A 12,793-nucleotide genomic window follows, 5' to 3' on the forward strand; every position below is an offset into this window, starting at 1 on the left:
CCGAACCGTGGCCTCCGCCCTTGGAGGGCCCCGGGCTCGCGGACGGATCCACGGCATGACCTCCGCCCTTGGAGGGCACCGGGCTCGCGGACGGATCCGGGCCGCGACCTCCGCCCTTGGAGGGCCCCGGGCTCGCGGACGGATCCGGGCCGTGACCTCCGCCCTTGGACCGGGCGGGGGACGCCGACGGGAATCGTCCCGGCCGGCCGCGCCGCGCGGCAGCGGGCGGGGAAGAATGCCCGCCTGGACGGCCGCGCCTCAGAATCGCCTTGCGGCCGCTGCCGCCCACGTCAGAGCCTGGGATCCGGACCTGCTGCGCGCTGTTCTGGTCTCGCTGGCCGCAGTGGCCTGGCTCCTTGCGCCGGGCGGACGCGCGTGGGATCCATTCCAGTCCGGGCCGCCGCTGCCGGGACCGACCCTGCTTCTTCCCGCCGCGGGTGCCCTGTGGATCCGGGTCCTCATCGACCTGGCTCTATGCGTCTACGTGCTGTACCAGTGGCTGCCCTCGCAGCGCCGTAAGGAGCGTCAGCGCCGGCTCGGCTGGACTCTCGCCTCGGCATTCGTGCTCCTCATCGCGATCCGGCTGAGCGGCCCGGAGGAGCTGCAGACCCTGGCGGCGGCGATCGTCGTCCTGCTTCTCGGCGTGCTGCTGACCACCCTGGGCACCCTGCACCGCTACCCGGCGGAGGGCCGGATTGAAGGCGCTGCAGTCGATGTACCCCTCGGCCTGCTGCTGGGCTGGACCATCATCGAGACAGCGGTGCACGCCGCCGCGCTGGCCGACCGGCAGGGGACGGATCTGTTCGACCTTGGCGCTCAGACCTGGGCCCTGATCGCCGTCGGGCTGGTGACCGTCGGCACGGCGGTCCTGTGCAGCATGGGCAGGGGGCACCTCAGCGTCGCCCTGGCGGTGGTCTGGGGGCTCATCTGGCTCCTCTTCGACCGGCTCTTCGGCGAACCCGCGTCCGCACCGGTTGCCTTCGCGGCCGGCCTCGCCGTCTTCCTGCTGCTGATCACCGCCGGTTCCCGGAGGCACCGGGTGGACCATGAGCGCCGGCGGCGGCTGCGCGCTCTTCAGGACGCCGCCCGGCCTCCCCTCAACCTCGCCGGATAGCACCGGAAGGCCATGGCCCAGTCCGGTGGTTCAGTCCGGTGGTTCAGTCCGGTGCCTCTGTTGCGTCGGGCCGTTTCAGCCAGTCGAGCGCGCTGTCCCGCGAGGTGAAGAAATGGGTGGGGCACGGCGGGCTGTGAAGGCCGAGGAAGAAGTTGGCAAGGAGCCGGTCGACCGGCGAGGAGCCCAGCAGCGCAATCCGTGAGGCACCGCACGGGATGGAAAAAGTGCTGCGGGCTCCCCTGCTGACCGACCGGGTGGTCTCCATGTCGACGAGCATGGGGTGGGAGGTGTCCGCGCAGAGCAGGTTGACGACGTCCATGGCCGCCCGGGCATCGGCCGAGGCGATGTGGATGCCGCGGTCCCACTTCAGGTGCAGGACGCCGTCCGGCCGGAGTTCAAGCGTGCCCTTCCCGCCTTCGATCGGCAGGGGCGCCGTGGATTCTCCCGACGGGGTTTCCATTCAGGCCTCCTTCCGCGGCTGCAGCACCGCAAAGTATCCGGGGATCGGTGTTGACTCGGCGGTCTCGGAGGGAACGGCGTGGATGACGGCCGGTCCGTCGGCGAGAAGCTTCCATTGGTCTTCGGGGAAGGCGGCCCCGCGTTCGGTGGCGCCGAAGTGGCCGGGGCGCGGAAGTCCGGCGATGGCGCGCTTCAGGCCCGCCGGGATATACCCGGGGGCGGCCCCGAGCCGTTCGACGTACTCAAGGGAGCTTCCCGGAAAGTTGGTTTCGGTGAGGAATACCCGCCCGCCGCGCACGGAGGTGCGGAGATTGGCGGCCATCACCGCCTGTGACCGGGGCGGCAGGACGTGAAGGACCCCGCGGACGAAGACATTGCATGCCCCACGGTGGGGGGAGACTGCGGCGCCCGGTTCGGTGGCATCGACGACGGCGAAGGAGACATTGGCCAGGCCCGCGGCCTCCGCCTCGGCACGGGCGATAGCACTGGGAGACACATCGACGCCGAGCGCCTCGGGAAAGATGCCGGCCAGCCAGCGGGTGAACGACCCGTTGCCGCAGCCGACGTCGATGACCGGCAGCGACGTGTCGAGGTGGGCCCGAAGTGCGTCGGCGTACTGTTCCCGCTCCGCATCGGAAGCGGAATCCCAGAGCACCTGCCCGCCGGCACCCGTGGTCCGGATGTCCTTCCAGTACCCCTCCCACGCCCGGTGGGGATCCCGGGGCGCCCGCGCGGCAAGCCACGCGATCCTCGGCACCAGCCGTGCCCTGTTCAGCAGTCGAACGGCCGCGCTATCTCCTTTTGTCACATGCGTCACTTTGCCACTTCGGCAGGGGTGCGGCCAGCCCGACCCGCCGGTGCCTGCCGGGCGGCGGGGTTAGGCTGGCGGGGTGAACACGCAGGCCCGGGCCCTTCCCGCCCGTTCCGGCGGCGCAGCGGAGCGCGGACCGGAGCTGCCGCCCCTCGCCCGCTTCCCGGTGTTCGCCGCGATGGCCGCCCTCGGCGTTCTCCTCACAGTGTCCAGCGCGGCGTACGGCTACCACCGCGATGAACTGTACTTCCGCATGCTTCCCCCGGCGTGGGGCTACGTGGACCAGCCCCCGCTCACCCCGCTGCTGGTGAGGCTGTTCGGCTTCCTCGTCGCCGATGAGGTGTGGGCCATCCGGATTCCGGCGACGCTCGCCGCCGTCACTTCGGTCCTCGTGGTCGTGCTCATCACCCGGGAACTGGGCGGCGGCCGGGCCGCCCAGTCGCTGTGCGCGTGGGCCTACGCGTTCGCGACGGCGCCGCTGCTGTTTGGGCATGTTCTGCTTACCTCTTCCCTCGACCTGGTGTTCTGGCCCGCCGTCGTCCTGCTGATGATGCGCGCCGTCCTGCGGGAGCAGCCGGCGTGGTGGCTTGCAGCGGGCGTCGTCGTCGGACTGGCCATGTACAACAAGCTGCTGATCGCCGGGCTGCTGGTGTCCCTGGCCGTGGGCCTGCTCCTTGCCGGCCCGCGGCGGGTGTTCCGCTCGGGCTGGGTCTGGGGTGCGGCGGCGCTGGCACTCGCCATTGGTTCGCCGAACCTCATCTACCAGGCGGCGCACGGCTGGCCGCAGCTTGAGATGGGGGCGGCGCTCGCGGAGAACAACGCGGCCGAAACCCGGGTGCTGATGTGGCCCTTCTTGTTTCTGACGCTCGGGCCTCCCCTCGCCGCGGTCTGGGCCGCGGGCGCCGTTGCCCTGCTGCGCCGGCCGCAGTGGCGGACGGTCCGGTTCACCGCCGCCGCCCTGCCCGTCCTGCTGGCCCTGACCTTCCTTGCGGGCGGGCAGATCTACTACCCCTCGGGCCTGCTGACAGTGCTGTTCGCGGCCGGCTGCGTGCCCACCGCTGCCTTCCTGGCCGCCGCCCGGGTCCGGTGGCGGGCGCTTGCCGCGGGAGCCGTCGCCCTCAATGCGGCGGTGGCGGCCGTCATCTCCCTGCCGGTGCTGCCGGTGCCCGCCCTGGCTGCGAGCCCGGTTCCGGACATCAACCAGGTGGCTGCGGACTCGGTGGGCTGGCCGGTGTACGTGGAGCAGGTCGCCGCCGTGTACCGCTCCCTGCCCGGGAAGGACGCCGAGGGTGCCGTCCTCATCGCGAGCAACTACGGCGAAGCCGGGGCACTGGCGAGGTACGGACCCGCGCTGGGGCTGCCTCCTGCCTACAGCGGGCACAACGAACTCCAGTTCCGCGGGAGACCGCCGGACACCGGCGGCGCGGTGATCGTCGTCGGGGGCCAGGCGTCGCTGGCGCGCACCCTCCTTGAGAACTGCCGGAGCGCCGGAGTGCTCGATAACCGCGTCAGCGTCGACAACGAGGAGCAGGGCCAGGAAATTCTCGTCTGTTCCTCCCCTACATCCGGCTGGCGGGAGCTGTGGCCGGCCTTCGCCCACTACGACTAACGGTGGAACTGCCGGTAGAGGAGGATGGTCGGATGACACCGACAGCGAATCCCTGGCGTTCCTCCGCGGCAGGGGCCGGGGACGTCCGGCTCGTGCGCCTGCCACCGGCCGCCATCCATGCCCTGGCCGACGGCGACCTTGCCGCCGCGCAGCGCCTGACGCCCGAGGCGCTGACGGACCATGTCGTCTCCACCGGCTGCCGCGCCGTGTGGCGGATGCGCAGCCGTCAGCTCCTCGCGTCCCCGGGCGACGCGGACTGGATCACCCGGCTCATCGTCGATGCCTCCGGGACCACCGTGGGGCGGGCGGGCTTCCACGGACCGCCCGTCGACGGGATGGTCGAGGTTGGATACGAGGTGGATCCCGGGCACCGGCGGCGCGGCCACGCGCGGGCGGCCCTTCGGATCCTCCTCGACATCGCCGACGGCGAACCCGGAGTTCACACGGTCCGCGCCTCGGTCCGGCCGGACAACCTGCCCTCACAGCGCCTGGTCGACGCCTTCGGTTTCCAGGCGGTGGGCCGGCAGTGGGATGAGGACGACGGATGGGAAACGGTGCTTGAACTGGGCCTGGCCTGACCTGGGCGGCAGGGGCCCTATGCCAGCGGGCGGCTGAGCACCACCCGCGGCCACCGGGCCAGACCGGCGGCGGCCTCCTCTGCAACGACCTGTTTCAGGCCGGGCCCCAGCGCGTCGTCCGGCACGTCCCGGAAGCCCAGCCGCCGGTAGTACGGGGCGTTCCAGGGGACCTCACTAAAGGTGGTCAGCGTGAGGTTTCCAAGCCCCTGCCCGCGGCCCCAGTCCGCAGCGGTGTCGAGGAGGCGCCGTCCGACCCCCTGCCGGGCGCAGGAGGGGTGCACGCTGACCTGTTCGACGTGGGCATTGGCGCCGACCCGCTTGACCAGCAGGTAGCCCACCGGGGAGCCGTCGGCATCGACGGCGGCCCAGGCCCGGCCGTCCGCGGAGAACACGGCGAGCTCGCCCACCGACAGCGGCTCGTCCTCGGCGATCTCCACCATGCCGAGCGCCCGGAACGACTCCCCTGCGGCGCGCTCAATCTCGCGCAGGGCCTCAAGCTCGGAGAGTGCCGCGCTCCGGATCCGCACTCCAGGCGGCGCGGCGTCCTGTGTCAGGGGTTCCCCGGCTTGGGGTCGAGTTCCTGGAAGAGGGTGAGCTGGATCCCTGCCGGGGCGTCGAGCCGGGAGTTCAGCGAACGCCACGGCGTCTCGCGTGGTTCGGCGATCAGTTCGGCTCCGGCCTCGACGAGCCGGTGCGTGGTGCCGGCGGCGTCGTCGACCTCAAAAGCGATCCGGATCCGCGCGCTCGGCCGGCCCTCTGCCTCGACGCCGTCGATCAGTCGCACCTGGGCCGGATTCGACAGTTCGAGGGTGGCACGGCCGGCGTCCAGGATGATCACGCGGGCGCCGCCGGCACCCTCGTAGGCCTCCTCCTCGGGCATGCCCAGCACGTCCCGGTAGAACGCCAGCGCCGCGTCGTAGTCCTCCGCACGCACCACGACCCGCAGCTGCCGCACCGGACGGGCGGGCTCCTTCTCCGTCATGGCCGCAGTCTAATCCTCTCCGGCGGCTCAGACGATGGCCGAAAGCCCTGTGAGGGCCCGCCCCACAATGAGGGTGTTGATCTCGTAGGAACCCTCATAGGTGTAGATGGCCTCGGCATCGGCGAAGATTTTCGCCATACCGTAGTCGGTCACGATCCCGTTGCCGCCAAGAATGCTCCGCCCAAGGGCGACAGTCTCACGCATGCGGGCCGTCGTGTAGGACTTCGCCAGGGCCGCCTGGGGCATGCCCGGGCCCTCCGGGGTGCCCGGCGATCCCGGGCCGTCCTGCAGCTGGGCGTTCCGGGCCATGAGGGCCAGGCTCGCCGTCGTATTGCCGAGCATCGTCACCAGCTGGTCCTGGATCAGCTGGAAGCTGCCCAGCGGGCGGCCGAACTGGTAGCGCTCCAGCGCGTACCGGCGGGCGACGTCGTACGCGGCCAGCTGCTGTCCCACCGCCTGCCAGCCCACGAGGATGCGCGAGCCAAGGAGCAGGCGCCGGGTGTCGGAGAAACTGTCGATCCCCTCGAAGCGGTCGGCTTCGGCCACCCGCACATCCTCGAGGACGATATCGGCATTCTGCACGGTGCGCAGGGCGATCTTGTTCTCGATCGGGGTCCGGGTGACGCCGGGCAGGGTGGCGTCGAGGATGAAGCCGCGCACCGCCGACGTCTCGGTGTCGCGCGCCCACAGCAGCATGTAGTCGCAGAACGTCCCGTTGCCGATCCACCGCTTGGCTCCGTTGAGGATCCAGGTGTCCCCGTCGCGGGTGGCCGTGGTGGCCATCCCGCCTGCGATATCGGATCCGTGCTGCGGCTCGGTCAGGGCGAACGCCCCGGTGATGCGCAGGTCCATGGCGGCCTGGAGGAGCCGGCGCTTCTGGTCCGGGGACCCGAACTGGTGGAGCGCCTCGACGAAGAGGTCGTGGTGGACCATGAAGAAGGTGGCCAGGGAGGTATCGGCGCGCGTCATCTCCGCGATGACCATTCCGCCGAAGAGGTGGCTGTAGCCCTGCTGCACCGGTGTGCTCAGTTCGAGTGCCGCAAGTTTCGGCAGGATGTCGTGCGGGAATTCGGCCCGGTTCCACCAATCCCCCGCCGACGGTGCCACCTCCTTGGCGAGGAAGTCGCGCACGTCGTCAAGTTTCGCCCGCTCGGAGGCGCTCAGCAGCGATTCGAAGCCGAGGAAGTCAGCGGCCGGAAGGTTACTGGTGTCGAACTGGCTCTCCATTGAGCAGTCCTTTCGGTTGGGCGGCCGGAGGCCGGGAAGGAGTTACCGCGGACCCATGCGGATGGCGCCGTCGAGCCGGATGGTCTCGCCGTTGAGCATCTGGTTCGCGACGATCGAGGACACCAGCGCGGCGTACTCGGAGGGCTTGCCCAGCCGGGAGGGGTGGGGCACCTGGCTGCCGAGGGAGTCCTGGGCCTCCTGCGGCAGGCCCGCCATCATCGGGGTCTCGAAGATGCCCGGGGCGATGGTGACGACCCGGATCAGGTGCCGGGCGAGCTCCCGCGCCAGGGGAAGCGTCATGGCGGCGACCCCGCCCTTCGAAGCGGCGTAGGCGGGCTGGCCGATCTGGCCGTCGAAGGCCGCGACGGAGGCCGTATTGATGATCACTCCGCGCTCCGGGGAACCTCCAGCCCCCTCAACGGGTTCGACGGCGGCCATCGCCTCGGCCGCCAGCCGGATGACGTTGAAGGTGCCGGTGAGGTTCACGGCAATCACCCGCTCGAACTGCTCCAGCGGCAGCACCCCCTCACGGCCGAGGACCTTCCCGGGGGTGGCGATGCCCGCGCAGTTCACCAGGACCCGCAGGGGTGCCCGTTCCCCCGCGGCCGCGACCGCTGCGCCGACCTGCGCGGCGTCGGCGACGTCGGCCGGGACAAACTGAGCGCGCGGGCCGAGCCGGCCGGCGGCCTCGGCCCCGGCGGAGGAGGGAAGGTCAAGGAGGACGACGAAGGCGCCCTCGTCGATCAGCCGCTGGGCCGTGGCCAGCCCCAGCCCGGAGGCGCCGCCGGTGACCAGTGCCGCCGAACCCGCTACATCCATGAAAGAGCCCCCTGAAGAAATGTGCATGCTGCCCCATTCAGCGTACTGTGATGCCGCCCACACCGCATCCTGGGGAGGCAGAACTGGGCAGAATGCTCAATCCGGCAGCGGAGCCGGTTGGCTAGGGTGGTCTTATGCTCACCCCGCCGGATTCTCCGGGGCCGGACACGCCTGCGTCGCGGGCACAGGCGGCCGCCGAGAGCGTCGAAACCCTCTTCGCCGCCCGCGCGTTCGGCCTGCCCGGCAACCGCCTGGGCCGGATCGCCTTTCCCCGTCCCGGCGGGCGCGGCCTCGCCTGGCACTACTGGTGGCAGGCACACTATCTCGATGCCCTCCTCGACGGGCACCTGCGCCTGCGCACCCCGAATCCGGCAGGTGCGGACGCCGCCCTGCGGCGCGCGGTGCGGCTGGCCCGGGGCATCCGGCTGCGGAACGGCGCACGGTGGACCAACTCCTACTTCGACGACATGGCCTGGCTCGCGCTCGCCCTCCAGCGGCTCGACGGCTGCCTCATCGACGCCGGCCGGCGCCCCCGCCACCGGCGGGCCCGGGCCGCCCTCGGGGCGGCGCTGCGCTCGGCCGTCACGCCGGAGCTCGGTGGAGGGGTCTACTGGAATACGCGGCGCGACTTCAAGAACACCCCGGCAACAGCCCCGGCCGCCCTGTATTTCGCCCGCGCCGGAGATTCGAAGCAGGCCGCCGGGCTTCTGGCCTGGCTGCGCCTGCGGCTCTGGGACGCGCAGTCGGGGCTTTACCTCGACGGCATCCAGCGCACCGCCGACGGCGAAAAACTGAGGCGGGCGGTCTACACCTACAACCAAGGGCCCGTTCTGGGCGCCCTGACCTCCTTAGGCGGCGGGCACAACCTGCGGCAGGCGGAATCCCTCATCGCCGCGGTGCGGGCCCGGCTCACCACCCCGGAGGGTTCCCTCCGCACGCACGGGTCCGGCGACGGCGGCCTGTTCACCGGCATCCTCACCCGCTACCTCGCGGAGGCGGCGCTCACGCCGGGCCTGGCACCCGATGCCGCGGGGACCGCCCGGAGCCTTGTCGAGGCGACGGCGGCCGCCCTGTGGGAGGGCCGCCGCAGCGTTGGGGGCGCTTCGATCTTCCCTTCGGCACCCGGGACCGCCGCCGCCCCGCCGGTCGACCTCTCGACTCAGCTCCAGGCCCTTTTGGTCTTTGAAGCCGAGGCACGGATCGAACGGCAGGCCGTAGGATCTCGCGGGTTCCGCAGGCGCATGGTGGAGGAATAAATACGTCACACGAACGTGACGAAAAAGGTGTGATTTCCGACACCTAAGTGGTGAAATAGGAATAAGTTAGGACATGCTTACCTATGTGTGAGGGTTCACACTCCAGTCCTGCCGGTCCAGCCCAGCCGCTGCCGCCCGCCGTTTTGTTGAAAGGCTCCAATGATTTTCAGTTCCAAGCAGGTTCAGCCCGCCGCGCTCACGGCCGCCCTGCTTCTTGCCCTGACAGCCTGCGGCTCGGGAGCGGCCTCCGAACCCGCCGCCGAAGAGGGTTCGGACTCGGCCGCCGAACTCACCGTGTACAACGCGCAGCACGAGTCGATGACCCAGGCCTGGGTCGATGAATTCACCGAAGAAACCGGGATCGAAGTGACGGTCCGCCAGGGCAGCGACACCGAAATGAGCAACCAGATCCTGCAGGAGGGCGAGAAGTCCCCCGCCGACGTGTTCATCACCGAAAACTCCCCGGCCATGACCCAGGTAGAGAACGCCGGACTGTTCGCCGACATCCCCGCGGCCGTCCAGGAGAACGTTCCCGAGGAGTACCGTCCCACCACCGGCAAGTGGACCGGCGTCGCCGCCCGCTCCACACTGTTCGTCTACAACCCGGACAAGATCTCCGAGGCCGACCTGCCAACGTCGATTATGGACCTCTCCGACCCGAAGTGGGCCGGACGCTGGGGCGCCGCTGCCGGGGGCGCGGACTTCCAGGCGATCGTCTCGGCCATGCTCGAGCTTGAGGGCGAGGAGGCCACCGCCGAGTGGCTCGCCGCCATGAAGGACGGCGCCAAGATCTACCCGAAGAACGGTGCCGCCATGAAGGCAGTGAACGCCGGCGAAGTCGATGCCGCCGTGATCTACCACTACTACTACACCGCCGACCAGGCGGGCACCGGCGAGAACTCAAGCGACCTCGAGCCCTACTACTTCAAGGGCTCCGACGCCGGAGCGTTCGTCTCGATCTCCGGAGCGGGGGTGCTGAAGTCCTCCGACAACCAGGACGCCGCCAACCAGTTCCTTGAGTTCATCACCAGCAAGGAAGGCCAGGAGACCCTGAGCACCGGCAGTGACTTTGAATACCCGGTCAGCGCCGAGGTCACCCCCCGCGAGGGCCTCGTCCCGCTCGCCGAGCTTGAGGCGCCGGTGGTCGATCCGGCCAAGCTCAACGGCGAAAAGGTCGTCGAATTGATGACCGACGCCGGGCTCCTCTAAGGGGCGGGAAGGCACAACCGGGCCACCATGGCCACAGCTGAGCGTATCCGCGAAACGGCGGGCAGGAGCACCGGCTCCCGCCCGCCTTTCGGCGTTTCCGCGACGGCCGTGCTCGTCACCCTGGGAACGCTGATCCCGCTCGGCTTCGTGGTCACGGTCACCGCCACCACCGGCTGGGAGACCGCCGTCGACCTGATCGTGCGGCCCCGGGTGGGTGAGCTGCTGTTCAATACGGTCGCCCTGGTCGTCCTGACGGTTCCGGCCTGCATCGTCCTCGGGGTGGCCGCGGCCTGGCTCGTCGAGCGTACCGACCTCCCAGGGGCGCGGACCGCCTCGCTGCTGCTGGCCGCCCCGCTAGCCGTGCCGGCGTTCGTCAACAGCTACGCCTGGGCCGGCACTGTCCCGTCGCTCTCGGGCATTCCCGGCGGCGTCCTGATCTCGGTGCTGAGCTACTACCCGCTGGTGTACATCCCGGCGGCGGCAATGCTGCGGCGGCTCGATTCCGGCCTTGAGCAGTCGGCGGCCTCCCTCGGAATGGGCCCCTGGCGGGTCTTCTTCCGTGTGGTCCTTCCCCAGCTCCGGCTCGCCGTCGGCGGGGGCGCCCTCCTGGTGGGCCTGCATCTGCTGGCCGAATACGGGGCCTACTCGATGATCCGGTTCGACACCTTCACCACGGCGATCCTCCAGCAGTTCCAGTCGACCTTCAACAGCGCCGCCGCAAACATGCTCGCCAGCGTCCTGGTGGTTCTCTGCCTGCTCCTGCTGCTGGCCGAGTCCACTGCCCGCGGCAACGCCCGCTACGCCCGGATCGGGCCGGGGGTCGCCGCGGCCCCGGCCGCCCGGCCGCTGGCCCGGTGGAAACCCGCGGGGGTCCTGTTCGTGCTGGCGCTCATCGTGCTGGCACTGGGCGTGCCGCTGGTCAACGTGGTCCGCTGGCTCATCGCCGGCGGCACGGCGGTCTGGGAGGTCGACGAGCTCGCCACCGCCCTGTTCCAGACCCTCGGGTACGGCGTCACCGGTGCCGCCGTCACGGTTCTCGCCGCGTTCCCCATCGCGTGGCTCGCCGTGCGCTACGGCGGCCGGTTCGCCCGGTTCCTCGAGAGCAGCAACTACATCACCAGCTCAATGCCGGGGATTGTTGTGGCGCTGGCGTTCGTGACGGTCACCATCAACTTCGCCTACCCGCTCTACCAGGAAACCCCGGTGGTGATCGCGGCCTATGCGCTGCTGTTCCTGCCCAGGGCCCTGGTCAACCTGCGTGCCGGCTTCGCGCAGGCCCCCCGCGAGCTCGAGGAGGCCGCACAGGCGCTGGGCACGCGCCCGCTGGGCGCCTTCATCAAGGTCACCCTGCGCCTCACCGCCCCGGCGGCCGCCGCGGGGGCAGCGCTGGTCTTCCTCGCCGTCTCCACCGAGCTGACCGCCACCCTGGTGCTGGCACCCTCGGGCGTCACGACCCTCGCCACCCGGTTCTGGGCGCTCAGCTCCGAGATCGACTACGCCGGGGCGGCCCCGTACGCCCTGCTGCTGATACTGCTGTCCCTGCCCATGACCTACCTGCTGTACCGGCAGTCCCAGAAGGCGGTTGGCCAGTGAGCGGGGATGGCACGGCATGACCACCTCCCCCCTGCTCCCGGCCGTGAACCACCTCGAACTGCTGGACGTCACCAAGTCCTTCGGCAGTACCGAGGTGCTGCGCGGGCTGACCCTGTCGGTGCAGAAGGGCATCACCACGGCCATTGTTGGACCCTCAGGATCCGGAAAGACGACACTGCTGCGCATCATCGCCGGTTTCGAGTCCCCTGACTCGGGCGTCGTGGAGTTCGAGGGCGGCATCGTCGCGGGCGGGCCCGGGCACCCCGTGCCGGCCCACAAGCGCAACATCGGCTACGTGGCGCAGGACGGCGCCCTGTTCCCCCACCTCTCGGTCGGCGAGAACGTGTCGTTCGGCCTGGACCGCCGCGACTTCCCGCGCCGGGCCGCCCGCGCGCGCGTCGCGGAGCTGCTCGGCATGGTCTCGCTCGAGGCCGGCTACGCGGACCGCCGGCCGGACCAGCTCTCGGGCGGCCAGCAGCAGCGGGTGGCGCTGGCCCGGGCCCTGGCCCGGGAGCCCTCCCTGATGCTCCTCGACGAGCCGTTCTCCGCCCTCGACGCGGGCCTGCGGGTCGCCACCCGCAAGACCGTGGCGAAGACCCTCGCCGAAACCGGCGTGACGACCATCCTCGTGACCCATGACCAGTCCGAAGCACTCTCCTTCGCCGACCAGGTCGCCGTGATGCGCGGAGGTGTCCTGGCGCAGGTGGGAAACCCCTTCGTCGTCTACACCCGTCCGGCCGACCGGGCGACGGCGGAGTTCCTTGGTGACGCCGTCATTCTCGAGGCCCACCTCCAGGGCTCGCTTGCCATGTGCGCGCTCGGTGGCATCCCGGTGCGCCGGCCCACCTGCCAGGGCAGGGTGCAGCTCATGCTGCGTCCCGAACAGATCCGGATTGCCGAGGACGGTAATATCCGCGGCACCGTCGTGGAGACCGATTTCTTCGGCCCCGAGGTGACGGTGAAGATCCGCCTGCACGGCAGCGCAGGGCCCACCGGGGACGGTACGCAGGGCATGAACGGCCAGACGGTGACCATCCGGCACTGGAACGCCGCCATGGCGCGGGTGGGCACCGAACTGCGCCTCCGCGTGGTCGGCGAGGGCGTCGCCTTCCCCGCCTAGGCACGGCGGGGCGGCG

General features: G+C 70.6%; 13 protein-coding genes. 7 read left to right on the forward strand and 6 right to left on the reverse strand.

Annotation, left to right across the window (positions count from 1 at the left end; all coding sequences use genetic code 11):
- The first annotated feature begins 235 nt into the window (after nt 1–235).
- Nucleotides 236–1,114 (forward strand): hypothetical protein, encoded by an 879-nt coding sequence (locus GVV86_RS04995; RefSeq protein ID WP_159801768.1) that lies wholly within the window; start codon nt 236–238, stop codon nt 1,112–1,114.
- A 43-nt stretch (nt 1,115–1,157) separates the two neighbouring features.
- On the opposite strand, the gene GVV86_RS05000 is transcribed toward GVV86_RS04995, so the two are convergent.
- Nucleotides 1,158–1,574, reverse strand: coding sequence for a DUF7793 family protein (locus GVV86_RS05000; RefSeq protein ID WP_159801771.1), 417 nt, complete (start codon nt 1,572–1,574; stop codon nt 1,158–1,160).
- Entirely contained in the window at nt 1,575–2,381 is an 807-nt protein-coding gene (locus GVV86_RS05005; protein ID WP_246669880.1) for a class I SAM-dependent methyltransferase, read from the reverse strand.
- Between the two features lie 82 nt (nt 2,382–2,463).
- Here GVV86_RS05005 and GVV86_RS05010 point away from each other — a divergent pair, with 82 nt between their 5' ends.
- Both GVV86_RS05010 and GVV86_RS05015 read left to right on the forward strand, forming a co-directional pair.
- Entirely contained in the window at nt 2,464–3,993 is a 1,530-nt protein-coding gene (locus tag GVV86_RS05010) for a glycosyltransferase family 39 protein (protein WP_159801773.1), read from the forward strand.
- Nucleotides 3,994–4,025: 32 nt separating this feature from the next.
- Nucleotides 4,026–4,571: a GNAT family N-acetyltransferase gene (locus GVV86_RS05015; protein WP_159801775.1), complete on the forward strand. Its 546-nt coding sequence runs from the start codon at nt 4,026–4,028 to the stop codon at nt 4,569–4,571.
- A gap of 17 nt (nt 4,572–4,588) precedes the next feature.
- Here the strand turns inward: GVV86_RS05015 and GVV86_RS05020 are convergent, their stop codons facing one another.
- From GVV86_RS05020 to GVV86_RS05035, 4 genes are read right to left on the reverse strand one after another with little or no spacing between them, the layout of a single operon-like run.
- Nucleotides 4,589–5,098 (reverse strand): GNAT family N-acetyltransferase, encoded by a 510-nt coding sequence (locus GVV86_RS05020; RefSeq protein ID WP_159801777.1) that lies wholly within the window; start codon nt 5,096–5,098, stop codon nt 4,589–4,591.
- Between the two features lie 23 nt (nt 5,099–5,121).
- A complete protein-coding gene (locus GVV86_RS05025) occupies nt 5,122–5,553 on the reverse strand; it encodes a VOC family protein (RefSeq protein ID WP_159801779.1) in 432 nt (143 codons plus the stop codon).
- Between the two features lie 27 nt (nt 5,554–5,580).
- Nucleotides 5,581–6,780: an acyl-CoA dehydrogenase family protein gene (locus GVV86_RS05030; RefSeq protein WP_159801781.1), complete on the reverse strand. Its 1,200-nt coding sequence runs from the start codon at nt 6,778–6,780 to the stop codon at nt 5,581–5,583.
- Nucleotides 6,781–6,822: 42 nt separating this feature from the next.
- Complete coding sequence (locus GVV86_RS05035) at nt 6,823–7,599, reverse strand: SDR family NAD(P)-dependent oxidoreductase (RefSeq protein WP_159801783.1); 777 nt, start codon at nt 7,597–7,599, stop codon at nt 6,823–6,825.
- A 134-nt stretch (nt 7,600–7,733) separates the two neighbouring features.
- On the opposite strand from GVV86_RS05035, the gene GVV86_RS05040 reads away from it, so the two are divergent.
- The 4 genes from GVV86_RS05040 (at nt 7,734) to GVV86_RS05055 (ending at nt 12,777) form a co-directional block, all read left to right on the forward strand.
- Nucleotides 7,734–8,855 carry a glycoside hydrolase family 76 protein gene (locus GVV86_RS05040; RefSeq protein ID WP_159801785.1) on the forward strand — a complete coding sequence of 374 codons (1,122 nt, stop codon included), beginning with the start codon at nt 7,734–7,736 and terminating at the stop codon, nt 8,853–8,855.
- A 159-nt stretch (nt 8,856–9,014) separates the two neighbouring features.
- Nucleotides 9,015–10,064: an iron ABC transporter substrate-binding protein gene (locus GVV86_RS05045; protein WP_159617177.1), complete on the forward strand. Its 1,050-nt coding sequence runs from the start codon at nt 9,015–9,017 to the stop codon at nt 10,062–10,064.
- A 27-nt stretch (nt 10,065–10,091) separates the two neighbouring features.
- Entirely contained in the window at nt 10,092–11,657 is a 1,566-nt protein-coding gene (locus GVV86_RS05050; protein WP_159801787.1) for an ABC transporter permease, read from the forward strand.
- 16 nt (nt 11,658–11,673) lie between these two features.
- Nucleotides 11,674–12,777, forward strand: a complete 1,104-nt coding sequence (locus GVV86_RS05055) for an ABC transporter ATP-binding protein (RefSeq protein WP_201291365.1) — start codon at nt 11,674–11,676, stop codon at nt 12,775–12,777.
- The last annotated feature ends 16 nt before the right edge of the window (nt 12,778–12,793 follow it).

It is taken from the genome of Arthrobacter zhaoguopingii, from assembly GCF_009828595.1.
GTDB classification, from domain to species: domain Bacteria; phylum Actinomycetota; class Actinomycetes; order Actinomycetales; family Micrococcaceae; genus Arthrobacter_D; species Arthrobacter_D zhaoguopingii.